Source organism: Neptuniibacter halophilus (assembly GCF_030295765.1).
GTDB classification, from domain to species: Bacteria; Pseudomonadota; Gammaproteobacteria; order Pseudomonadales; family Balneatricaceae; genus Neptuniibacter; species Neptuniibacter halophilus.
On sequence record NZ_AP027292.1, the window covers coordinates 2547584 to 2570241 of the forward strand.

The 22658-nt window shown below is 54.8% G+C and carries 16 protein-coding genes; 7 read left to right on the forward strand and 9 right to left on the reverse strand.

Annotated elements, in window-relative coordinates; all coding sequences use genetic code 11:
* Window positions 1-4: 4 nt before the first annotated feature.
* From QUD59_RS11870 to gcvA, 3 genes are all read right to left on the reverse strand, one after another.
* On the reverse strand, window positions 5-3067 hold the full coding sequence (locus QUD59_RS11870; protein WP_286237232.1) for an efflux RND transporter permease subunit: 3063 nt from the start codon (window positions 3065-3067) through the stop codon (window positions 5-7).
* A 2-nt stretch (window positions 3068-3069) separates the two neighbouring features.
* Window positions 3070-4137 carry an efflux RND transporter periplasmic adaptor subunit gene (locus QUD59_RS11875; protein ID WP_286237234.1) on the reverse strand — a complete coding sequence of 356 codons (1068 nt, stop codon included), beginning with the start codon at window positions 4135-4137 and terminating at the stop codon, window positions 3070-3072.
* Window positions 4138-4286: 149 nt separating this feature from the next.
* On the reverse strand, window positions 4287-5213 hold the full coding sequence (gene gcvA, locus QUD59_RS11880; RefSeq protein ID WP_286237236.1) for a transcriptional regulator GcvA: 927 nt from the start codon (window positions 5211-5213) through the stop codon (window positions 4287-4289).
* Between the two features lie 230 nt (window positions 5214-5443).
* On the opposite strand from gcvA, the gene QUD59_RS11885 reads away from it, so the two are divergent.
* Window positions 5444-5638: an RSP_7527 family protein gene (locus QUD59_RS11885; RefSeq protein ID WP_286237237.1), complete on the forward strand. Its 195-nt coding sequence runs from the start codon at window positions 5444-5446 to the stop codon at window positions 5636-5638.
* Between the two features lie 69 nt (window positions 5639-5707).
* Here QUD59_RS11885 and QUD59_RS11890 read toward each other — a convergent pair whose 3' ends face one another.
* The 3 genes from QUD59_RS11890 to QUD59_RS11900 form a co-directional block, all read right to left on the reverse strand.
* On the reverse strand, window positions 5708-6169 hold the full coding sequence (locus QUD59_RS11890; protein ID WP_286237239.1) for a DUF4442 domain-containing protein: 462 nt from the start codon (window positions 6167-6169) through the stop codon (window positions 5708-5710).
* Between the two features lie 97 nt (window positions 6170-6266).
* Complete coding sequence (locus QUD59_RS11895) at window positions 6267-6773, reverse strand: disulfide bond formation protein B (RefSeq protein ID WP_286237240.1); 507 nt, start codon at window positions 6771-6773, stop codon at window positions 6267-6269.
* 111 nt (window positions 6774-6884) lie between these two features.
* Window positions 6885-8072, reverse strand: a complete 1188-nt coding sequence (locus QUD59_RS11900) for a pyridoxal phosphate-dependent aminotransferase (protein WP_286237241.1) — start codon at window positions 8070-8072, stop codon at window positions 6885-6887.
* A 392-nt stretch (window positions 8073-8464) separates the two neighbouring features.
* On the opposite strand from QUD59_RS11900, the gene uvrB reads away from it, so the two are divergent.
* The 4 genes from uvrB (at window position 8465) to QUD59_RS11920 (ending at window position 14503) form a co-directional block, all read left to right on the forward strand.
* Entirely contained in the window at window positions 8465-10486 is a 2022-nt protein-coding gene (gene uvrB, locus QUD59_RS11905; protein ID WP_286237242.1) for an excinuclease ABC subunit UvrB, read from the forward strand.
* A 32-nt stretch (window positions 10487-10518) separates the two neighbouring features.
* Window positions 10519-11310, forward strand: coding sequence for a FecR family protein (locus QUD59_RS11910; RefSeq protein ID WP_286237243.1), 792 nt, complete (start codon window positions 10519-10521; stop codon window positions 11308-11310).
* Window positions 11311-11528: 218 nt separating this feature from the next.
* Window positions 11529-12794: a surface lipoprotein assembly modifier gene (locus QUD59_RS11915; RefSeq protein ID WP_286237244.1), complete on the forward strand. Its 1266-nt coding sequence runs from the start codon at window positions 11529-11531 to the stop codon at window positions 12792-12794.
* An 8-nt stretch (window positions 12795-12802) separates the two neighbouring features.
* A complete protein-coding gene (locus QUD59_RS11920) occupies window positions 12803-14503 on the forward strand; it encodes a FecR family protein (protein WP_286237246.1) in 1701 nt (566 codons plus the stop codon).
* Window positions 14504-14511: 8 nt separating this feature from the next.
* On the opposite strand, the gene QUD59_RS11925 is transcribed toward QUD59_RS11920, so the two are convergent.
* Window positions 14512-15270, reverse strand: coding sequence for an MBL fold metallo-hydrolase (locus QUD59_RS11925; protein ID WP_286237248.1), 759 nt, complete (start codon window positions 15268-15270; stop codon window positions 14512-14514).
* A 63-nt stretch (window positions 15271-15333) separates the two neighbouring features.
* Here QUD59_RS11925 and QUD59_RS11930 point away from each other — a divergent pair, with 63 nt between their 5' ends.
* Together QUD59_RS11930 and QUD59_RS11935 are read left to right on the forward strand one after the other, a co-directional pair.
* The gene (locus tag QUD59_RS11930; protein WP_286237250.1) at window positions 15334-17586 is read left to right on the forward strand and encodes a GspE/PulE family protein; all 2253 of its coding nucleotides are present in this window, start codon (window positions 15334-15336) and stop codon (window positions 17584-17586) included.
* A 3-nt stretch (window positions 17587-17589) separates the two neighbouring features.
* Window positions 17590-19782, forward strand: a complete 2193-nt coding sequence (locus QUD59_RS11935; protein WP_286237251.1) for a CHASE2 domain-containing protein — start codon at window positions 17590-17592, stop codon at window positions 19780-19782.
* A 10-nt stretch (window positions 19783-19792) separates the two neighbouring features.
* Here the strand turns inward: QUD59_RS11935 and QUD59_RS11940 are convergent, their stop codons facing one another.
* Together QUD59_RS11940 and QUD59_RS11945 are read right to left on the reverse strand one after the other, a co-directional pair.
* Window positions 19793-21385, reverse strand: a complete 1593-nt coding sequence (locus QUD59_RS11940) for an HD domain-containing phosphohydrolase (RefSeq protein ID WP_286237252.1) — start codon at window positions 21383-21385, stop codon at window positions 19793-19795.
* An 88-nt stretch (window positions 21386-21473) separates the two neighbouring features.
* Window positions 21474-22649: a vWA domain-containing protein gene (locus QUD59_RS11945; protein WP_286241028.1), complete on the reverse strand. Its 1176-nt coding sequence runs from the start codon at window positions 22647-22649 to the stop codon at window positions 21474-21476.
* Window positions 22650-22658: the final 9 nt, after the last annotated feature.

Consider the following 22658-nt stretch of genomic DNA (forward strand, 5'->3'; position numbering starts at 1 on the left):
ATGTTTATCCTGCAACCTGTTCCGGTTCTGGTTGTACTTCTTTAAAGGTCCGTTTACCCAGATAACTATAAACTGTCGGGATGACAAACAGTGTCAGTAGTGTACCAAAGGTCATACCGCCGACAATAACCCAGCCGATCTGCTGACGGGATTCTGCACCGGCACCCAGCGCCATCGCCAGTGGTAATGCACCGAGTACGGTTGCCCCGGTAGTCATCAGGATCGGACGCAGACGCAGCGTTGCGGCTTCTGTAATCGCACTGTGCAGATCCCGTCCCTGTTCCTGTAGCTGGTTGGCAAACTCAACGATCAGAATGCCGTGTTTGGTTACCAGACCGATCAGGGTAATCAGGCCGATCTGACTGTAAACGCTGAGTGATCCGCCACTGTAATAGAGGGCACAGAGCGCACCAAAGACGGCCGGCGGTACCGAGAGCAGAATGATCATCGGGTTTTTGAAACTTTCGAACTGTGCCGCCAGTACCAGAAATACGATGATCAGAGCCAGTGCAAATGTTGTCTGCATGCTGCTGCTGGAAGTTTTAAATTCCCGCGACGGGCCTGAGTAATCATAGCTCGCTTTTGGTTCGATCTCCTGCAGGCTTTGCTCAAGGAAGCTGAGGGCTTCGCCAAGGCTGTAACCCGGTGCCAGTTGTGCCTGGATCTTCACCGCCTTCATTTTGTCGAAGTGGTTCAGTTCACGTGGCGCAACGGTTTCCCGTACCTCTACCAGATTGGAGAGCTGGACCATTTCGCCGTTGCTGTTACGCATATACAGGTTGGTCAGATCGCTCGGATCGCGACGCTGCTGGTCATCGACCTTGAGGATAACCTCGTACTGCTCACCGGCCTGCTTGTATCGGGTGACTTCGCGACCGGCCATGTAGCTCTCCAGAGTACGGCCGAGATCATCAACATCGACCCCGCTGGCTGAAAGTTTGTCACGCTTCACATCGATCTGCAGTTCCGGCTTGTTCAGCTTAAGGTCGTTCTCAGGCTGAGCAAAACCCGGGTTAGCGTAGATCTTCGCCATCAACTGGTCGGTGAGTTGCTTAAGGTCATCATAGGTGCCGTTACTCTTGACGATGAACTCCACCGGACGGGAGATAAAGCTCTGGCCCAGTGAGGGCAGGTTGAGCGAGAAGCTCATGATGCCCGGAATACCGCCATAGAGTTTCGGTGTCTGTTCGGCGGAGATTGCCTGCTGTTTACGTTCACGCTCCTCCCAGGGAACCAGCCCCTGAAACACCATCGCATTGGTTTCCGAAGGGAACCCGACTACGGCAAAATAGCGGTTAGTCTCCGGGGTCTGGCTGATGGTGGCTTCGATCTGTCGGGTGTAACGGTCGACGTAATCAACTGAGGAGCCGTCCGGTGCCAGAGCAAAGTTGAGAATTGTGCCGCGATCCTCGTAGGGTGCGAGCTCCTGCGGAAGCTGCGTGTAATAGTACGCCGCACCACCGAGGCTGATGAGCATAATGGCCAGCGTCAGGACACGGGAGCTGAGCAGTTTGTTGAGCAGCTTCTGGTAGCCGTTTGTGATCCCCTGCAGGAAACCTTCAATCAGGTTGAAGATCGCGCTGTGCCGGGTCTCATGTCTGAGCAGGCGTGACGACATCATCGGCGACAGGGTCAGGGCGACAAAAGTCGAGACGATGACCGCGCCTGCCAGTGTCAGGGCAAACTCGGTAAACAGTTTGCCGGTCCGGCCTTCGGAAAAGGCAACCGGGGCGAAAACGGCAACCAGTACAGCGGTGGTGGCGAGTACTGCAAAACCGATCTCCCGTGCTCCCTTAAAGGCAGCCTGAATCGGGTTGAGGCCTTCCTCTACATGACGGTAGATGTTCTCCAGCATAACGATCGCATCGTCCACCACCAGACCGATTGCCAGTACCAGTGCCAGCAGGGTCAGGGTGTTAATACTGAAGCCGAACCAGTACATCATGGCAAACGCCCCCACCAGTGAGAGCGGGATGGTGACAACCGGAATCAGGGTGGCGCGAATGTTACGCAGGAAGAAAAACAGCACCAGTACGACCAGCAGACCTGCCAGTGCCAGTGTGCTGTATACGGATTTGATCGATTCATCGATAAAAATAGAGGAGTCGTATGCGACCTCAACATTCATACCGTCGGGCAGTGTCGGGCGTACAGCGTCCAGTTTATCCCGGATACCCTGAGAGACATCCAGCGGGTTGGCTGTGGACTGTTTAACCACGCCCAGTGCCACCGCGCTTTCACCTTTGAACCGGGTGATTCGGCGGGTGCTTTCCGGGGCAATCTCGACCCGGGCGACATCCTGAATACGTACCGGGTAGCCGGCATCATTACGGATAATCAGGCGTTTAAAGGCTTCGATATCATTGACGTCGGTCTTCGCCAGCAGGGTGAATTCACGCTCCTTACTCTCGATACGACCCGCCGGGATCTCAATATTCTGCTGGTTCAGAGTATCTTCGATATCCTTAGGAATCACCTTATAGGCGGCCATCCGCGCCGGATCCATCCAGATCCGCATAGAGTATTTGCGGTCACCAAAGATCATTACGTTGGCAACACCGGAAACCGTCTGAAGCTGATCTTTAACCTGCTGGTCAGCAATGTCGCTGACCTCCATAATGCTGTGACGATCCGAGTTGAACGCCAGCCAGATGATCGGTTGGGCATCTGCTTCGGTCTTGGCTACCACCGGAGGATCTACATCTTCGGGCAACTGGCCGATGACCCGGCTGACCCGGTCGCGCACATCCGCTGCGGCGTTGTCCGGGTCACGGTCAATCTTAAAGGTGACACTGATCTGAGAACTCTCGGTACGGCTGATCGAATTCATGAAGTCGATCCCCTCGATGCCGGAGAGGGAGTCTTCAATAATCTGCGTGACCTGAGTTTCAATAATGGACGCGCTGGCACCGGGGTAGGTGGTTTCTACCGTTACCACCGGCAGATCAATTTTAGGGTATTCGCGTACGGTCAGGCGGTCATAGGAGATCAGGCCTACCAGAAAAACCAGTATGCTCATCACGATCGCCAGAACCGGGCGCTTAATGCTGATGTCGGATAAAACCATGTTTATTCGCCCTTAGATGCGGCAACGGTTTCGGCAGGCTTTTGCTGACTGCCGTCCGTAAAGATCGGGGTCACCGGCATGCCCGGGAACAGTTTGATCTGGCCTGCGGTAATCAGCACCTGACCTGCGCTCAGGCCTTCGCTGATCTGAACGACGCCGGGACGACGCTGGCCCAGTTTGACCGGATTCATCGCCACCTTGCCCTCTTCAACCGTCATCACGAAGAAGCTGCCATCCTGCGGTACGATCGCCTGCTCAGGAATGACCACACTCTCTTGCTGTTCGATCAGGATCTCCGCCTTAGCGAACAGTCCGGGCCGCAGTCGACCCTCTGTATTCGGGATCGTGGCTCGTACTTCGATGTTATGTGCGTTCTGATCAGAGCTGGGGGAAACCGCCATAATGGTGCCGCTGAGGGGCTCACCCGGCAGGGCGTCAACCTGAACGCGGATTTCACGGCCCGGACGCAGCTCGGCGAGGTAGATTTCCGGTACCCGGAAGTTCATTTTCATGCGGCTGAGATCGGTCAGTTCAACCAGATCTTCGCCCTGATTAACATAGTCGCCGGGGCTGACCAGTCGCAATCCGGTGTAACCGCTGAAAGGCGCTTTAATTGTCATCTTATCGAGCCGGGTCTGCGCCAGTGCTTCCTGCGCCTGATTCACCCGTAACTGAGCCAGACTGCTGTCTCGTTCCTGCTCGGAACCGACGCGCTTCTTCAACAGGCTGCGGGCCCGTTCATAGTCTGTGCGGCTGAGCTGCACCCGTGCCCGGGCTTCCTGCAGTTCAGCGCGGTAGATAGCGCTGTCGAGCTGGAACAGGGTGTCGCCCTGTTTAACCTGCTCGCCTTCGCTGAAGAGAATTTTTTCGATGCGTCCGCTCTGTTCTGGGCGCAACATGATCGACTCATTAGCGCGAAGGGTACCCACCGCGGCGATGGTACGGTCCAGAATCTGGCTCTTTACAGTAATAACTTCGGCAGGCAGGCCCTGAGCCCGGGCAGGTGATACAGCAAAAACCGAAAGGGATGCCAGCATCACGGCGAGATAAGTACTTCTTAGCGCACGCATCGTGTTTACTCGAATGATAATGATAATTATAAAAGGGGAAAGATATTGTAAACTGAACGGTGTACTTAGCAACGGCTTATTATGTCAAGAAATGCAACAATCTGTTGAGAAATAGCGCTGCTACAGGAAGTCTGCGGGGGTTGGGCGATTCAGGCTTCGCTGTCGTCGCCTTTAAGGTTACGCTGCTCGGTTTGCATCTCGTCCAGAATCCAGTCGCGAAAAGCCTGCATGCTTTCGGTCAGCGGGCGGCTCTTCTGGTAGACCAGATAGAAGGCTTTCTGAGTGTTCAGGGTAATGTCCAGCGGGCATATCAGTTGTCCGTATTCCAGTTCGCGCACCGCCAGTCCCCGGTCGGCCAGCGCAATGCCCAGCCCCTCCATCGCCGCTCCAAGTGCCAGCGAGGTGTTAGAAAAGGTCATATTGCGTGCGGTGTCGATCCGGCTGACGCCCTCCTGACGGAGCAGGGATTTCCATTCGGTATCGCGTTTAGATACATGAATCAGGGTGTATTTCAGCAGATCCTCTGCGGTTTTTATGTCCGGTTTGCCTTCAAGTAGTTTAGGGCTGCAGACCGGCACGGAGTGGACGTTACGCAGATGGTGGGTATGCAGATCCGGCCAGTTTCCATCGCCGAAGAACACGGCCATATCCATATCGCTGTAGCGAAAATCGATCTGGCTCATGGATGCCGTGAGGCGCAGCTCTACTTCAGGGTTATGGTTCTGGAAATGGTTAATGCGCGGAACCAGCCAGCGGGTCAGGAAGGCCGGCGCTACGCTCAGGTTGACCACGCCGCTGTTTGGTGTGGTCATTAACCGCCGGGTGGCATCGTCAATTTCATCCAGCGCTGTCTGGACCGATATCAGGTAGCGCTCGCCGGGGGCGGTCAGTTCAACCCGGCGCTTGATCCGTTCGAACAACTGGACACCCAAAAATTCCTCAAGCCCCTTGATCTGATGGCTGACCGCAGAAGGGGTCACAAACAGTTCATCTGCGGCTTTATTAAAACTGCGCAGACGGGCGGCCGCTTCAAAACTGCGCAGCGCATTAAGTGGGGGCAGGCGTCGGATGGTCATTCTCCTGACATTGATTAGATAAATTCATCTTTTAAGTGAAAAACAGTCGTTTGTGCAACTGCTGCATAGACTTTAGTATACGCCTTATCGTTAATCAACAAATGATTGATTTCACAGAATTTACCGATAGTTAGCTTAACTATCAGCCTTCTTTGGATCGTTGATCTGTTTGTTCGAGTGGCGGGACTTCTTTTTTGTTTTAGTTTTTGTTGATTTTAATTGGTGTGTGAATGAACGAAGAACGGTTTGATGATGTGCGTCTTGATGCCTTCGGAAATGTAGATACTGCTTACTATATCGCGCAGGCTAAGCAGCAGCGTGGCGAGGTGTTTGCAGCGATCTTCCGGGGTCTGGTGAAAGCCGTCAAGTCTCCATTATCTGCCTTCAGCTTTGTTCGTCAGGTTCGCCCTGCATACAGCAACTAATCCTCGACTTTGTAACATCCTGTTATTTTGCCCGCTCCCTGAGCGGGCTTTTTTATGTCTGCAGGAAGCTCAGGCCGAGGGTTTGAGGGCTTTGCGAACATAGAGAGTCTTCTTAACCCGGGCGATCAGGGTCTGGTCGCTGTCATAGAGCAATACTTCGAACTCCGGCAGGTACTTTTCGCCGTTGGCGGTCTGCCTTCGGATCTCATCGATCTGCTGCTGGCTGAGGCTGATTCGGGCGGTGAGGGGCTTGCGTGTGGCTTTAATATAGTCGATCTCGGCAGCCTGATCCCAGACCCGGTAGTCCTTGCCGAGCCTGTTCATCAGCATCAGCATGAGGTGGGGATCGATCATGGAGTAGATGCTGCCGCCAAAATGGGTGCCAACCGCGTTTCGGTTGTACCAGCGAACCTTGAGGCTGACCACCGCCTCACTCCAGTCACTACTGATCTGTTTCACCCGTATGCCTGCGCCGAGGTAGGGCGGATAGAGGTTAAGCAGGCGTTTCATGGTATTGGCTGAGAGGTTCATAAGATGCTGCACGTTTGTTTATTCAGGAAGCAACATCATTACCTCTGCAGCCTGAACTGTCAGTGACAGATCAGGCTGTTATTGCTGGCGATATCGATCAGTGGCGGCGGAATTGTAAAGCCGAAAACAGAAGGCTGGCGATACAAAGCGCAACGGAGAAGGCGACCAGACCCTCTGCCATCGTAATCCGGAACAGTAATTCCGGGGTATATCCGCAGGGTTCCCATGGCTCAAAAACAGCGGGCAGCCAACTGTCCAGAGCAAACCAGTCCGGCAGGCCGCTATCCATGCTGCAGCTATCAATGACCCAGCCACGTTCCACGGCGAGGGTCTGCCAGGATCGCTCCAGCAGGCCGATCCCGGTGACCAGCGTCAGCAGATGAGTTAGCTTGCTCAGGCCGGAATGCTTACGTCCGAACAGGCCGGGAATTGCGACCAGCAGCAGGCCGAAGATCCAGATCCGGATATGGATACAGAGTACACAGGGGCCGTAATCCAGTACGTACTGATAATAAAGGGCAATGGCTTCCATTCCTGCAGCCAGCAGAATCAGTGTCAACCAGTACCAGGCTGACCGGCTCAGACAGGTGAGTTTATCCAGCATTAAATGCTCTCCATGAAATGAGGGTATCCCTCTGATTACTGAATTGGAGTCAGGTTCCTTCAGTTGAAAAAAAACCGGGCAGGAGGCCCGGTTTTTTTCGCTGCTGGAAGATTAGCCTTCCAGTGCGTTGCGAATCCGGCCCAGAGCGTCTTCCAGCACTTCCATGCTGGTTGCAAAGGAGAGACGCATGTTGCCCGGTGCACCGAATGCGGAGCCGGGAACCAGTGCTACGCCCGCTTCGTTAAGCAGGAACTCCGCCAGTTCGATATCATCGCTGAAGCGCGGGTCGTTATCGATCGCTTCCTGGAAGCTCGGGAACGCGTAGAAGGTACCGTCAGCCGGGATGCAGTTCACCCCCTTAATGCTGTTCAGGGTCTCAACTACGTACTCATGGCGTGCTTTGAACGCGACAACCATTTCAGCGACGCAATCCTGAGAGTTTTCCAGTGCCGCCTGCGCCGCCACCTGAGCAATAGAGGTCGGGTTGGAGGTGCTCTGAGACTGGATCTTCTTCATTGCGCCGATTAACTGCGCAGGACCTGCGGCATAGCCGATACGCCATCCGGTCATGGAGTAGGCTTTGGAGACACCGTTGAGAACGATCGTACGTTCATACAGTTCCGGGCAGGCGTTGAGAATGTTGACGAACGGTGCATCGTTAAAACGGATGTGCTCGTACATGTCGTCAGTCGCTACCAGTATCTGAGGGTGCTGCTGCAGTACTTCAGCCAGCGCTTTCAGTTCATCCAGTGTGTAAGCAACGCCAGTCGGGTTAGACGGGCTGTTCAGCACGACCAGACGGGTTTTATCGGTGATCGCTGCCTGCAATTGAGCGGCAGTCATCTTGAAGCGCTGTTCCTGCGTAGTGCTGACAATCACCGGAGTGGCATCAGCCATCTTGACCATGTCCGGGTAGGATACCCAGTAAGGTGCCGGGATGATCACTTCATCGCCTTCGTTCAGCAGGGCCAGAGACAGGTTAAAGAAGCTCTGTTTACCGCCGCAGGAAACCAGAATCTGGTTCGCTTCGTAGTCCAGACCGTTATCGGTCTTGAACTTGCTGATAATTGCTTTCTTTAATGCCGGCGTGCCATCTACAGCGGTGTATTTGGTGAAACCTTCGTTTAGCGCCTGGATGGCAGCCTGTTTGATGTGATCCGGAGTATCAAAGTCGGGCTCGCCAGCACCCAGGCCAATAATGTTCTTACCTGCCGCGCGCAGTTCTGCCGCACGGTTAGTTACCGCCAGCGTTGGAGAAGGTTTGATGTTGTTAACGCGGTCTGAAAGTTGAACGTTCAAGCCTAAGTTCCTCGATTTAGCAGATCCGCAAGCGGCGGATCGCGACATTAAATCAGCAGAAAAGCCTGTTTTGCTCAGAGTTGGCAGGGCTTTTCCAAACCTGACAATGATACAGCAAAGAAATGCCCGCATGAATCCTGTTTCGAGCAAAAGTTGCCTTTTATGATCAATAAATTGCCTATTGGAAACTTTTTGTCGGATCAGCCCTGACAGCCTGCGATTAAACCCGCTCCGCACACTGGCTTCTGTGATGATTCACGATCAGGTAAGTCCTGTGCAGTCATATTGAGGTCATGTAAAAAGCAGCGCCGCGGGTTTGCGTGGTTTCGGCAGCAGGTCAAATTCCCCGTGACTGGGTTATAATGGCGGTTTTTCTCCGGTTTGGATGGGTTATGAAAGAGCGCTTTAAGGTTCACTCTCCGTTCTCCCCTGCAGGTGATCAGCCGCAGGCGATTCGTGAGCTGGTAGAGGGTATAGAATCCGGTCTGGCGGCCCAGACGCTGCTCGGCGTTACCGGTTCGGGTAAGACCTTTACCGTGGCTAATGTGATTGCTCAGGTGCAGCGCCCGACCATTATTATGGCGCACAACAAAACACTGGCTGCCCAGCTTTACGGTGAGTTTAAAGAGTTCTTCCCGAATAACGCCGTGGAATACTTCGTTTCCTACTATGACTATTACCAGCCGGAAGCTTACGTTCCCTCCTCTGATACCTTTATCGAGAAGGATGCTTCGATAAACGATCATATTGAACAGATGCGTCTGTCAGCGACCAAGGCGCTGCTGGAACGGGAAGATGCGATTATCGTGGCCACCGTTTCTGCCATCTATGGTCTGGGTGATCCTAAGTCCTATCTGGGCATGATGCTGCACGTTGATCGTGGCGATATTATCGATCAGCGCGGGATTTTGCGCCGCCTGGCGGAACTGCAGTACACCCGTAATGATGTGGAACTGCATCGTGGTACTTACCGGGTGCGCGGCGATGTGATCGATATATTCCCGGCGGAGTCCGAGAAAGAGGCGATCCGCTTAGAACTGTTTGATGAAGAGATCGAAGAGATCAGTAGCTTTGATCCGCTGACCGGTGAAGTCCTGAAACGAATGCCCCGGGCAAGCATCTACCCTAAAACTCACTACGTAACCCCCCGGGAAACCCTGCTGCAGGCGGTGGAAAAAATTAAGGATGAGCTGCATGGCCGACTGCAGCAACTGCGCGAAAACAACAAACTGGTTGAGGCGCAGCGTCTGGAGCAACGCACCCTGTACGATATGGAGATGATCATGGAGCTGGGTTACTGCTCCGGGATCGAGAACTACTCCCGTTATCTTTCCGGGCGCCAGCCGGGAGAGGCACCGCCAACCCTGTTCGAGTATCTGCCGGATAATGCCCTGCTGGTGATCGATGAATCCCATGTCACGGTGCCGCAGATCGGCGCCATGTATCGTGGTGACCGTTCGCGTAAGGAAACGCTGGTGGAGTATGGCTTCCGTCTGCCGTCGGCGCTGGATAACCGGCCGATGAAGTTTGAGGAGTGGGAGCGGGAATCGCCGCAGATGATTTTTGTCTCGGCCACCCCGAGCCGTTACGAAGCGGAAAATCAACAGCAGGTGGTGGAGCAGGTAGTTCGGCCGACGGGTCTGGTTGACCCGGTGGTGGAGGTGCGCCCTGCGACGACTCAGGTGGATGATCTGCTGTCTGAAATTCAGAAAACTGTGGCGAAAAAAGAGCGCGTGGTGGTCACTGTGCTGACCAAGCGAATGGCTGAAGATCTGACCGAGTATCTGGATGAGCATGGCGTTCGGGTACGTTACCTGCATTCGGATATTGATACGGTAGAGCGGGTAGAGATTATCCGTGATCTGCGTATCGGTGAATTTGATGTGCTGGTGGGGATCAACCTGTTGCGTGAGGGGATCGATATGCCGGAGGTGTCTCTGGTGGCGATTCTGGATGCGGATAAAGAGGGCTTCCTGCGTTCAGATACCTCGATGATCCAGACCATCGGCCGGGCCGCGCGAAATGTGAACGGTAAGGCTATCCTTTATGCAGACCGGGTGACCGGGTCGATGCAGCGGGCGATGGATGAAACCGAAAGGCGCCGGCGTAAGCAGATCGAGTTTAATGAGGCTAACGGCATTGTGCCGAAGGGCATCAGTAAGTCGGTGGCGGATATTATGGAAGGTGCCAGCACCATTCCGGGCCGTAAGGCGAATAAGAGCAGCCGTAAGGTGGCTGAACCGGCTACAGAGTATCAGACCGATCCGGCGCAGATGTCGGCCAAAGAGCTGGCTCGCCTGATGACTCAGATGGAAGACAAAATGTACGAAGCGGCCAAAAATCTGGAATTTGAACAGGCGGCGAAATACCGGGATGAGCTGGAGAGTCTGAAACAGCACAGTTTTATTAACTAGTGAGGCCCGCAGGGGGCTCTGGAGTCAGTTGAGTGTTAAACCGATGGTTATGCCTGTTGACCCTGATGATACCCGTGGGGTTACAGGCCGCGGAACAGGCGGGTAAGGTCGTGCTCAGTGTAGGTAAAAACACTGCGCAACTGGATGCGCAGCCGCCACGCGCGTTGAAGCGCAACGGCCCGGTTTATGTGCGAGACCAGATCAGCACCGGCGAGCGTGGTCAGTTGCAGTTGCGTCTGAGCGATGGTTCCCGGGTGTCTCTGGAAAACAATACCCTGTTTACCCTTGAGCAGCACCGTTATCCGGAGGATAGCCCGCAGCAGGGGCGTGCGGTTTATCAACTGATTAAGGGTGGTTTACGCACCATCACCGGGGCGATCAGCGCAGCGGAGCCGGATAATTACGCACTCAAGACACCGATCGCGACGATCGGTGTGCGCGGTACCCATTACAGTCTGTTCTTCTGCGACCAGAGTTGTTCTGAGAGCAGTGGTCGTCCGCGCGGACTCTGGGGGCAGGTGCTGGAAGGCACCATCGTTGTTAAGGTTGCGGAGCATCAGAGCGATGTGCCGGCAGGCAAACATTTCTTTCTTGAAGCCGGCCAGCGTCAGCCTCTGATTCAGTCTGAGTCGTTTACCGCTGAACAGTTGCAGTCCCGGACTGCGGTACTGGATACAGTGCCCGACGCTGCGCTGCCGGATCTTGACCGCCAGCCGCTGTCACTGGAGCAGGAAGTACAGCGGATTACTATCGACCCCGATCTGAAAATGGATCGTGTGCCGGCACAGACAAGTCCGCTGGATGCCAGCCCGAACAACTATTAGCCGACGGCTGGCGCTGCTATCACAGTAAGCTCTGTTGCGGTTGACCGATCAGGGAATAATCGTTTTAAACGCCACCTAATTCCCCTTTTAGGCGTAAGGGCTAAGTTCTGGATTGGCAGTTCAGCAAAAGGCTGTTAAGTTGCATTAATCAGGACTGAGGAATATGTACAAGGGGAGTTGCATTGAAAACCCTGACCCGATGTTGTCTAGTAGGGCTGATGAGTGTTGCGCCGTGGGTGCAGGCGGATCCGGTAACGGATATTCAGGCATTACTTGATCAGGCAGAATACAGCCGCGCCTATCAGGTTGCGCTACAGCACCTGGATCAGTATGAGGGGGATCCGGCGTTTGATCTGCCCTATGCCGTTGCGGCCATCGACAGTGGCCACCCGAGTGAGGGGATCTTTGCTCTGGAGCGGGTGTTATTCCTGCAACCCAACCATCAGTTGGCACGCCTTGAACTGGCACGGGCTTACTTCCTGCTCGGGCAGATGGCTCAGGCGCGCAGTCTGTTTGAACAGGTCAGACAAAGCCAGCCGCCCGCCAACGTCATCAGCCGTATTGATCTTTTTCTTGCCCGCATAGATAACCGGGAACGTGCCTCACAGACACGTTTCAGCGGGTTTGCAGAGCTCTGGGCGGGCTACGACAGTAATATCAACTCCGGCCCGGGTGGGCAGACCCAACTGGTTACCCTCAGTGATAGTGCACTGGGCCGTGATGATCAGTTTAATCTGCTGCGTCTGGGCGGTCGGGTCGAGCATCATTACTCAAAGCGCGGTGCGCTGCAATTTGATGCCAGCAGTGATCTGCGTTACTACCACACGGAGCCGGAACAGGATTACAAACGTTTTCGCGTCTCCGGAGGTCACCTCTGGAAAAACTCTCACTCGCAGTACCTGCTTCAGTTCAGTTACGACAAATACCAGTTGGATCGTGAAGATTACCGGGATCAGGTCGGGGCCAAACTGGTCTGGAGTCAGCAATTGACGGGCCGCTCGGTGATCAAGAGTTTCGCTGCAATCAACGGGCTGGATTACGTCGATAACAACTGGAAAGACGCAACGCTGTACACCCTGGGCAGTAATTACTTTTATGCTGCTGATGGTGGCTGGAAACCACTCTATTTCATGGGTGGTTTTATCGGTGCCCAGAAACCGGAAAATGGCGGTATTCTCGCCGACGGGCAGGTTGATCAGACCTTTTACGGCGTGAGTGCCGGGGCGCAGTTCAGCCCGTCTGAAAGCCTTCGGTTTACTCCTGCACTGACCTACCAGAGCAGTGACTATCAGGGTGAAGACTGGCTCTACGGAATTAAACGCAGCGATGATTTCCTGCTTCTGAACCTGAATATGGAGTGGCGATTTAATCCATCCTGGAGTCTGCAGGCGAACTACAGTTTCACGGATGTCGACTCCAATATTGAACTTTATGAATATGATCGTCAGCAGGTGATGCTGGGTCTGCGCTACAACTTTCAGTGAGGTCTGAGATGATTCTACGTTTTACAACTGCCTCCCTGTTGCTGATTCTGACCACACTGGTTCAGGCGGCCCCGGAGAGTATCGGCAAAGTAATCCTCAGCTTCGGTCAGAATATGGCGGTGGCGGCTGATGGTTCAGAGCGGGAGCTGAAGCGCCAGTCTGAGCTCTATGCGGAAGATCTGCTTAAGACCGGCGCGAAAGGCCGGCTTCAGGTGCGTTTCAGCGACGGCTCGCGGCTCTCCCTGAAACCCGGCACCGAGTTCAAAATCGAGCAATACCAGTTTGCCAGCGAAAACCCGGAAGAGGGAAAAGCGCTGTATAAGTTGCTGAAAGGCGGGATGAGAACGCTCTCCGGCCAGATCGGCAAATCCGATCCCGAAGCCTATCAACTGGATGCCGTCGTGGCGACGATCGGTATTCGTGGCACCGATTTCAGCATTACCCGTCGGGGTGACAAGCTCAGCGGTTCGGTGACGGATGGGCGGATTAATGTTCAGCCACGTCAGGGTGATGACCGGGATATTCCTGCGGGCCGATCCTTTGAGCTGCTCGGTGCGGCCGGCAGTATCAGAGTATTTGATACCCCGGTGAGTGCGCAGGGTTCTGATGAATCCGGCGATGAAGAAACCGATGAAACGCAGAATGAAGAAGAGGAAGAGAGCACCGATGCCGACGAATCTCAGGCAGAGGAGGAACCTTCAGCCTCTGATGAATCCTCTGCCTCTGAAGAACCTTCAATATCTGAACAATCTTCAACGTCCGAATCAGGCGCTACCGCTGTAACCCAGCTCACCGCAGAGAACACCACGCTGACCACGTCAGTGGACAGTACTACCGACAGTGCGCTGGTCCCGACCACTGATCCGGTTACAGGTGGTACGGTCAGCGAGTCAACAACCGCACCCAACCCTACCGGCACCGGTACGGTGGCAGCCAGAGGTACCGTAGCGGGTGTCGCCTTTTTCGACAAAGACAGTCTGCTTGGGCTGAAGGCGAACAGCGGTTCACTGATGCCGGACGGCCAGACCCAGTTGGTGCTGGATAACAACAGTCTGACCGGGATCTATTTTGTCGAGACCCAGACCAATGGCGGTGACTGTAATCCCTGTACCTTCTCGGCAGAAAATGCCTCGCTGAAAGACAATGGCAGTTTTGCTACCTCAGACAACGCCAATATCTACTGGGGACGCTGGGATGGCGATTTCCAGTTGCTTGAGAATGGCGTGCTGCAGGATACCGATCAGTCCTTCCTGTTTATCTACAGTGACCGCCTGACCCCGCTCAGCGTGCTGCAGAACAAAACCGGTACATATACGTATTCTGCTGTCAGTGGCAAAGGCTCAGTGCAGACCGAAAGTGGTCTCTACGGCAGTATCGATTATTTCTCCACGATCAGCGTGGACTGGAACAATCAGAAAGTTACTTCTGCCAGTCTGGATCTGAACGGCTTCTCCGATTCGCGCAGTTATGACCTGAACAGCGCGGAAGCGATGGGAATTGAGGAGCTGTATAACGGTAAAGAGCTGAATATTACCGGCAGTTGCAGCGGCGGAGGCTGTATTGGTTCCTCAGAGCTGGAAGGGCATATGTCGGTGAACTTTGTGGGTGATTCCGCAAACAGCATCATCAGCAGCTTCAGTGCCTCGGAGAAGGGTGTCGCGGGCGCGGTGTCGGATGTGGGTGTCACCGGGACGGCGGTATTCCAGTAACGGCTTGTTCAGAGCTGGATCAGATCGCCGTGGTGCAGCCGGTCGATCTGCCATTGGGGCAGAATCTGCCGGCACTGCTGCATGATCAGATCTTCAAACCCGGGCTTGAGGTGAGTGATCATGATCCGGGTGGGGTGTTGTAACAGGCTTAGCTGTTGCGCCAGATGGCTGGGGGTCAGGTGACCGCTGAGACGGGCCAGTTCATCGACTTCATCGGTAAAGGAAACGTCGATGATAAGCAGATCGGGCTGATGCTGGTTGAGGATCGGCCACAGCGGATCATTAATACCGTTGTCACCGGTAAATGCAAAAGAGCTGTTCTGGTCAGCAATCAGATAACCCGCCGTTGGCGTTGGGTGGCTGGCGGGCAGAACCCGGATCTGTTTACCCTGCAGGCTCAGTTCGTCGCCAACCTGAACCTTGTGCAGGCGAATGATCGGCTCTGCCTCGGGCAGGCAGGTGTAGTCCGGCCAGACCGTCCAGTTAAAAATATGACTCTGCAGAGCGTCGATGACTTCAGGCAGAGCATAAACATCAATCGGGTGGCGGTGCTGGTCGTAGATGGTTGCCAGCATCAGGGGTAATCCGGCGATGTGGTCGATGTGTGCGTGGGTGATCAGCACATCACGGATCTGCAGCATCTGCTCCATTTTCAGCAATTCAACGCCGGTGCCGGCGTCCAGCAGAAGGGTTTCGTCCAGAAGGAAAGTCGTTGTTTTCAGGCCGTGGCCGATGCCACCGCTACAACCAAGAATTTCGATTTTCACTTCTCACCCCGGCGGACGCTATCTAAAATCAGAATCGTAACAGGTACATTATGGTAGTTGTGCATGACAAAATCGACTGAGAGCGAAACCCAGCAGTTCTACTCCGGGCTGACCAAAGTCCTGAGTAAAATCCATCAGGCCCGCAGTTTTGAGCAGGCTTATCCACTGGTTGAAAAAGCCTTGCTTGCCCTGTTCCATGCGCAACGTATGACCGTATATCAACGTAACCGCAGTAGCAAGGATATTGTCTCCCGCTTCAAAACCGGTGATGACCTGACCGAAATCCGAGTCCCGGTCAGCGCAGGTTCGATTGCCGGTTATGTGGCCCTGAGTCGGCAGCCTTTGATCATCGCGGATGTGCATAATGCTGAGGAGCTGAAAAAGATCCATCCGGAACTGCGCTTTAACGGTTCTTTTGAAAAAGATATCGAGTTTAAAAGCCGGTCAATGCTGGTGCTGCCGATTCTGTTTAACGAAGTATTGCTGGGTGTGATTCAGATTATCAATCGCCGCGATGGTCAGCCTTTCACCGATTCAGATCTGAAGCGCGGCGAACAGTTTGCCGAGTTACTCGGGCAAAAATTCCGCTACGATTTCGGCTGCACTGAAGGCCCCTATGATTACCTGCTGCAGCAGAACCTGATCGATGAAAAACGTTTTCAGCAACTAGAGCAGCGGGCGGATGCGAGAACGCCGTTAAGTCGCCTGCTGCGAGAACAGGCCCGGCTCAGCAGCAGTCAGATAGGCGAGTCTCTGGAGTGTTACTATCAGGTACCGTTTGTCGCTTACAATCCGGAAAAATACTATCTGCATCCCATTTGCGAACAGGTGAATAAAGCCTACCTGCGGAACAACAATGTTGTGCTGCTGGCGGAGCAGGGCGGAGATAATCTGCTGATCCTGATCGATGATCCGAACGACAGTCAGCGCCTGATGGAGATTAAAAACGTAGCCTCCGGTCAGGAGACGCAGATCTGTGTCGGTTTGCTGGATGATATCCATCAGTATCTGGGGGTCAGCGTCGGTAGTGTGCAGCAGGAAGGTGCGAATCTCAGCTCTCTGCTGGATGAGCTGGAGGATGCTCAGGAACTGGACGCGGATGAGGTGGCTGAAGGCGATGAGGTCTCCGAAGAGGATTCCACCGTGGTGCGGCTGGTTAACCGGGTGCTGCTGGATGCCAAGCGCTTAAGGGCTTCGGATGTGCATATCGAACCGGGTAAGGGGCGTACACCCACCAGCGTCAGGATGCGTATTGACGGGGTCTGTCAGGAGATTATTCAGATACCGGCGAGTCATGCCCGGGCAACCGTCTCCCGGATCAAAATCATGTCGCGGCTGGATATCGCCGAAAAACGCCTGCCGCAGGACGGCAAGTTTGCCGTGCGTCTGCAGGGGCAGCCGCTGGAGGTGAGGGTGGCGACCATCCCGACCGTGAATGGTGAAGGGGTGGTGATGCGTCTGTTGCAGAGCGGCGAGCCGGTACCTTTTGAGCAACTGAATTTTTCCTCACGAAATAAAAAACAGACGGAAGCGTTGTTGCAGAACCCGCACGGTATTTTGCTGGTGGTCGGGCCGACCGGTTCAGGTAAAACCACCACCCTGCATGCTTTGCTGGCTACCCTGAACACGCCCGATCGAAAGATCTGGACCGCAGAGGATCCGGTTGAGATTACTCAGCCCGGGCTGCAGCAGGTGCAGATTCAGCCCAAAACCGGCTTTACCTTCGCCGCTGCGTTGCGGGCATTCCTGCGTGCTGACCCGGATGTGATTCTGATCGGTGAGATGCGTGATCAGGAAACGGCGCATGCGGCGGTCGAGGCCTCGTTAACCGGCCACCTGGTGCTCTCAACCCTGCATACTAACTCGGCCCCGGAAACCATTACCCGGTTGCTGGATCTGGGGATAGACCCGGTGAGCTTTGCCGATGCCCTGCTCGGCATACTGGCGCAACGTCTGGTCCGTACGCTCTGTCCGAGTTGTCGTAAGCCCTATCGTGCCAGCGAAGAGGAGGCCGCTTTTCTCCAGCGCCGTTATGGGCAGCGCGCGGCCGAGCTGAAGTGGGATAAGCTGAAGCTTTATCGTGCTGAAGGCTGCGAAGAGTGCAACCAGACCGGGTATCGGGGCCGGACCGGTATCCATGAACTGCTGGTTTCCACACCGGCCCTGTGTGAACAGATTAACCGCGGCGGCTCGATTGCTGAGATCCGTGCTCAGGCGGAGAAGGATGGCATGCGCAGTCTGCAGCAGGATGGCATCTACAAAGTGCTGAAAGGGGATATCGATTTTGATCAGTTACGTCGCGTGGTGTCGGAATAAGCGATGAAACAGAGACGGATTCGCACCCTGCTCGGATTAGTGCTGAGCCTGCTGATGATGCTGCCCCTGTTTCAGGGGGAGCGACTGGCACTGCTGGACCGGTTCGAATATGACCTCTATGACCTGCGTCTGAGACACTTTGCGCGCTATGCCCAGGATCCGCGGATTGTGATCGTAGATATCGATGAAAAGAGTCTGGCGGAGGAGGGACGCTGGCCGTGGAGCCGGGATCGGCTGGCACTGATGCTGGATCAGCTTTTTGATAATTACGGCGTGGCCATTGTCGGCTTTGATATGGTCTTCTCTGAAGCGGATCGCAGTGTCGATCTGCAGCGGCTTCAGGCTTTAAGGTTGCAGCAGCAGGAGGCTGATCTGGATAGCCTGCTGGCGCAACTGGACTCCGATCAGCTTTTCGCACAGGCATTGACTGATCGCCCGGTGGTACTGGGTTACCTGTTTGACCGCAGTGCAAAGCAGCTACAGGTGGGTGATCCGGGTATACCTGTACTGGAGGCGTCCGGGGTGCTGCAGCGGCTGCCCATCCCTCAGGCCAGCGGTATTATCTCCAGTCTGGACCAGTTGCACAGTGCCAGTGTCTGGAACGGTTTCTTTGATAATCCGATGGTAGACCCCGACGGTGTCTACCGCAGGGTTCCGTTGCTGCAACGCTACCAGAGTAATTACTACCCCTCGCTCTCCCTGTCGATGCTGCTGGCACTGTTTGGCGAGCAGGAAGTGCAGCCGGTTCTGGAAAGTGATGCCACCGGAGAGCGTCAGGCGCTGGTGGCTGTTGAGGCAGCCGGGATTCGAATTCCTGTGGATCAGTACGGGGCTGTGCTGGTGCCTTATCGCGGCCCGCAGGGCAGTTTTCCCTACGTTTCGGCCAGTGATGTGATCTCGGGGCGGGCTGACCCGGCACAACTGGAAGGAACCGTGGTTCTGGTCGGCACCAGTGCGGCGGGGCTGCTTGATCTGCGGGTAACGCCGATGAGCAACCGCTATTCAGGGGTTGAGGTGCACGCCAATATTCTCTCCGGAATGCTGGATGAACGGATTCTGCATCAGCCGGATTACACGCAGGGGGTTGAACTGGTGCAGCTTCTGATCAGTGGTCTGTTGCTCTCGCTGCTGATTCCCCGGGTGTCGGCACTGACTTCGACGCTGATTACCCTGGGCTGGATTGGTCTGTTGCTGGCTTTCAATCTTTATGCCTGGGAGCATCTGCTGTGGGTGATACCGATCGGTTATACCCTGGTCACGGTGATGCTGCTCTATCTGTTTCAGCAGACCACCGGTTATTTCTTTGAAACCCGCAATATTACTCAACTGGCCGGCCAGTTCGGCCAGTATATCCCGCCGGAAGTGGTGGCGGAGCTGAGCCGGCAGAATCAGTCGGTGCAGCTGAGTGGGGAAAACCGCGAGATGAGCGTGTTTTTCTCGGATATCCGTGGTTTTACCAGTTTATCGGAGCAGCTTAATCCGCAGCAGCTTACCCGGTTGATGAATATCTACCTGACCGGGATGACCCGGGTGATTCACGAGCAGCGGGGCACGGTGGATAAGTACATCGGTGATGCGGTGATGGCCTTCTGGGGGGCACCTCTGGAAGATCCGCAGCATGCACGGCATGCGTTGCTGGCGGCGATGGAGATGCTACGGGTACTGCCGGAACTGAATCAAACCCTTCGGGATGAAAATCTGCCTGAAGTTCAGGTGGGGATGGGGATCAACTGCGGCCCGATGAATGTGGGTAACATGGGGTCTTCATTCCGTATGACTTACACGGTGATGGGCGATGCGGTGAACCTCGCTTCCCGGCTGGAGGGGCTGACCAAGTATTACGATACCCCGTTACTGGTGAGTGGTGAGCTGGTGGCTGAAGTCCCGGATTTCCTGTTCCGGCATCTGGATCGGGTTCAGGTTAAGGGGCGCAGTGAGCCTGTGGATATCTATCAGCCGTTGCTGCCGCTGGATCAGGCCAGCGCAGAACAAAAGCGTGATGTGCAACAGTTCGGGCAGGCGATTGCGCTCTATGCCGGGCAGCAATGGACGGAGGCAGATGCGCTCTTTGCCGGGTATCTGCAGCGCCACCCGGGGGACCGGATGGCGCAGATCTATCGTCAGCGAATTGCAGAATTTACCTTGCAGGCGCCTGCCGACGACTGGTGCGGCGTGTTCAGCCACACCTCCAAGTAACGGGCCTGAGTCAGTTCAGGCCGGGCAGGCTGGCCGGGTCAAACTGGTCGATCTGGCGTGGGGTCATGTGTTGCTGCGCATAGGCCAGATAGGTGCCGCTTTCGACAAACAGACGGAACAGGTCGGCATCCAGATGATTATCCTCAACCATCCGCCCGAGGATGGTCATCGCCTGAGAGAGCAGCATCCCTTTCTTGTAGGGACGGTCCGGTGAAGTCAGGGCTTCAAAGACATCGGCAATACACATAATCCGGGCCCGCGTTGACAGGTCGTCTGCTTTCAGTCCGCGGGGATAGCCGCTGCCATCCATATGTTCGTGGTGATTACAGGCGATCTCCGGTACCTGACGCAGTTGGCGTGGGTAGTTGAGGGATTCCAGCATGTCGATCGATACTTTGATATGGTCACGCATCACCTGCCGTTCTGCATCGGTCAGGGTGCCTTTGCTGATGCAGAGGTTGTCGATCTCATCCTGTGTCAGCAGGTGACGGCTTTCACCGGTGTCATTGATCCAGCTAATTTCACCAATCGCCATGATTCTGGCTTTATCCTCTTCGGCCATAAATTCTGAACCGGTATTGCTGCGGCGGATAAAAGCCAGTTCTTCATCCAGCCGTACAATCTGCTGTTGCAGCGCGTTCTGTGCCTTGTGCATCGCATCCGCGTCCAGTTCCCGGTGGCGGCGCAGCAGTTCCAGCTCAAGGTGTTGTTTGTATTCATAGAATCGCGCTTCCACCAGATCGATCCGGTCAAACATGGTGTGCAGTTTGGTGGCTTTGTCGATGATGTATTCAGGCGTGGTGATCTTGCCGCAGTCATGCAGCCAGGCTGCGATTTTCAGCTCATATAGCTCCTGTTCACTGAAACCCATCTCAGCAAACTGCCCCTCTTCGGCCTGATTGACGGCTCCGGCCAGCAGCATAGCGATCTCAGGCACCTGCTCACAGTGTTTGCCGGTGACGGGGGATTTATGGTCAATCGCGCGGCCGATCAACTTGATGAAAGACTCAAACAGCAGGCGCTGTGAATCGATCAGGCGGCGTTTGGTGAGTACCGTCGCAGCCAGTGATGCCAGTGATTCGACCAGATGCTGCATGGTATCGGTAAAGGTGATGATGTTGCCCTGATCATCCTGACAGTTGATTAACTGCAGCACCCCGATGACTTCCCCTTCATGGTCCTGAAGCGGAACGCAGAGGAAAGATTTGGAACGATAACTGAGCTGCTTATCAAACTTGCGGGTACCGGAAAAATCAAACTCCTCACAGGCGTATGCGTCTGGGATGTTGATGGTCTCCTGCTGAACAAATGTTTGCACAACCACCAGTTTGGAGGATTGTTGCTGTGCATTGAAAATCTCAATGCAGGAGAGCTCGCGCGGTTTGCTGTGCATTCCCAGTGACCGGTTGTGGAGAATGGTGAACAGCAGTTCGTTCTCATTCTCTTCGTTCAGGGTATACAGGGTTCCGCCGTCGGCATTGGTCAGGTACATACAGCCCTGAATAATCCGGTCAAGCAGTTGAATATGATCGCGCTCAGAGGTCAGGGCGCCGGTCAGGTCGGCCAGTTGTCTGACAACTTCCTGGGTGTCTAAATGGCTCATGATGATCCCGGTAATACAGTGTCTGTAGATACTGTGGTCAGAAGCCGGGAGGGTGTCAAGAAAAATGCCCCCCGGGAGGGGCATTGAATTACTTCGAAAGGTAGCGGATCGCCTGTTCCATGCCTTCCAGCGTCAGCGGATACATATGCCCGTCGAGCTGTTCGCGGATTGCCACGGTGCTCTGGGTATACTCCCAGGAGCGGGTGTGACTCGGGTTAAGCCAGATCGCCTTATCCCAGGTATCGAGTACCCGTTGCAGCCAGACCTGACCCGTCTCCTCGTTCATATGCTCAACACTGCCGTAGCGGCTGAACAGTTCGTAGGGAGACATGGCGGCATCGCCGATAAAAATTACCCGGTAATCTTTGCCGTAGGTATGAAGTACATCCAGTGTGGAGACTGCTTCATCAAAGCGGCGGCGGTTATCTTTCCACAGCTTCTCGTAGATGCAGTTGTGAAAGTAGTAGTACTCCAGGTGCTTGAATTCGCTGCGCGCTGCGGAAAACAACTGTTCGCAAAGATGGATATAAGGGTCCATGGAGCCGCCGATGTCGAGAAACAGCAGCACTTTAGCGGCATTATGCCGCTCCGGAACCATTTTAATATCGAGCAGGCCGGCGTTGTCTGCGGTAGAGCGGATGGTGTCGTTAAGATCCAGCTCTTCCGCTGATCCGGTGCGGGCAAATTTACGCAGTTTGCGCAGTGCAACCTTCATGTTGCGGGTGCCCAGCTCAACCTGATCGTCGAGATTTTTGAATTGCCGCTTCTCCCAGGCCTTAACCGCACGTTTGTGCTTGCTCTCGCCGCCGATGCGGATCCCTTCCGGGTTGTAACCGCTGTGGCCGAAGGGGGAGGTGCCGCCGGTACCGATCCACTTGTTGCCGCCGGCATGCCGGTCATGTTGCTCTTTGAGCCGGTCATTGAGGGTTTCCAGCAGTTTATCCAGACCGCCCAGTGCCTCGATCTGAGCTTTCTCCTCGTCAGTCAGGTTTTTCAGAAACTCGGCCCGGAGCCAGTCCTCGGGTATCTGGTCATCGGGGAACAGTTTGAGGTCTTCGAGGCCTTTGAAATAATGGCCGAAAGCACGATCAAAGCGATCAAAGAATTTTTCGTCCTTGACCAGACAGAGCCGGGCCAGCAGGTAAAAGTCATCCAGACTGGCAAAAGCAACTTTGGCCTGCAGGGCTTCCAGCAGAGTCAGTAGTTCTTTGAGGGTAACCGGAACCTGGGCTTTGCGCAGGGTGGTAAAGAAATCGATCAGCATTGTCTGACA

Excerpts from the sequence above, each read along its gene's own strand:
- QUD59_RS11935 (WP_286237251.1), top strand. The coding sequence starts at position 17,590 with ATGAAACAGAGACGGATTCGCACCCTGCTCGGATTAGTGCTGAGCCTG.
- QUD59_RS11870 (WP_286237232.1), bottom strand. The coding sequence starts at position 3,067 with ATGGTTTTATCCGACATCAGCATTAAGCGCCCGGTTCTGGCGATCGTG.
- QUD59_RS11940 (WP_286237252.1), bottom strand. The coding sequence starts at position 21,385 with ATGAGCCATTTAGACACCCAGGAAGTTGTCAGACAACTGGCCGACCTG.
- gcvA (WP_286237236.1), bottom strand. The coding sequence starts at position 5,213 with ATGACCATCCGACGCCTGCCCCCACTTAATGCGCTGCGCAGTTTTGAA.
- QUD59_RS11930 (WP_286237250.1), top strand. The coding sequence starts at position 15,334 with ATGACAAAATCGACTGAGAGCGAAACCCAGCAGTTCTACTCCGGGCTG.
- QUD59_RS11895 (WP_286237240.1), bottom strand. The coding sequence starts at position 6,773 with ATGCTGGATAAACTCACCTGTCTGAGCCGGTCAGCCTGGTACTGGTTG.
- QUD59_RS11915 (WP_286237244.1), top strand. The coding sequence starts at position 11,529 with ATGAGTGTTGCGCCGTGGGTGCAGGCGGATCCGGTAACGGATATTCAG.
- uvrB (WP_286237242.1), top strand. The coding sequence starts at position 8,465 with ATGAAAGAGCGCTTTAAGGTTCACTCTCCGTTCTCCCCTGCAGGTGAT.
- QUD59_RS11945 (WP_286241028.1), bottom strand. The coding sequence starts at position 22,649 with ATGCTGATCGATTTCTTTACCACCCTGCGCAAAGCCCAGGTTCCGGTT.
- QUD59_RS11875 (WP_286237234.1), bottom strand. The coding sequence starts at position 4,137 with ATGCGTGCGCTAAGAAGTACTTATCTCGCCGTGATGCTGGCATCCCTT.
- QUD59_RS11885 (WP_286237237.1), top strand. The coding sequence starts at position 5,444 with ATGAACGAAGAACGGTTTGATGATGTGCGTCTTGATGCCTTCGGAAAT.
- QUD59_RS11920 (WP_286237246.1), top strand. The coding sequence starts at position 12,803 with ATGATTCTACGTTTTACAACTGCCTCCCTGTTGCTGATTCTGACCACA.
- QUD59_RS11890 (WP_286237239.1), bottom strand. The coding sequence starts at position 6,169 with ATGAACCTCTCAGCCAATACCATGAAACGCCTGCTTAACCTCTATCCG.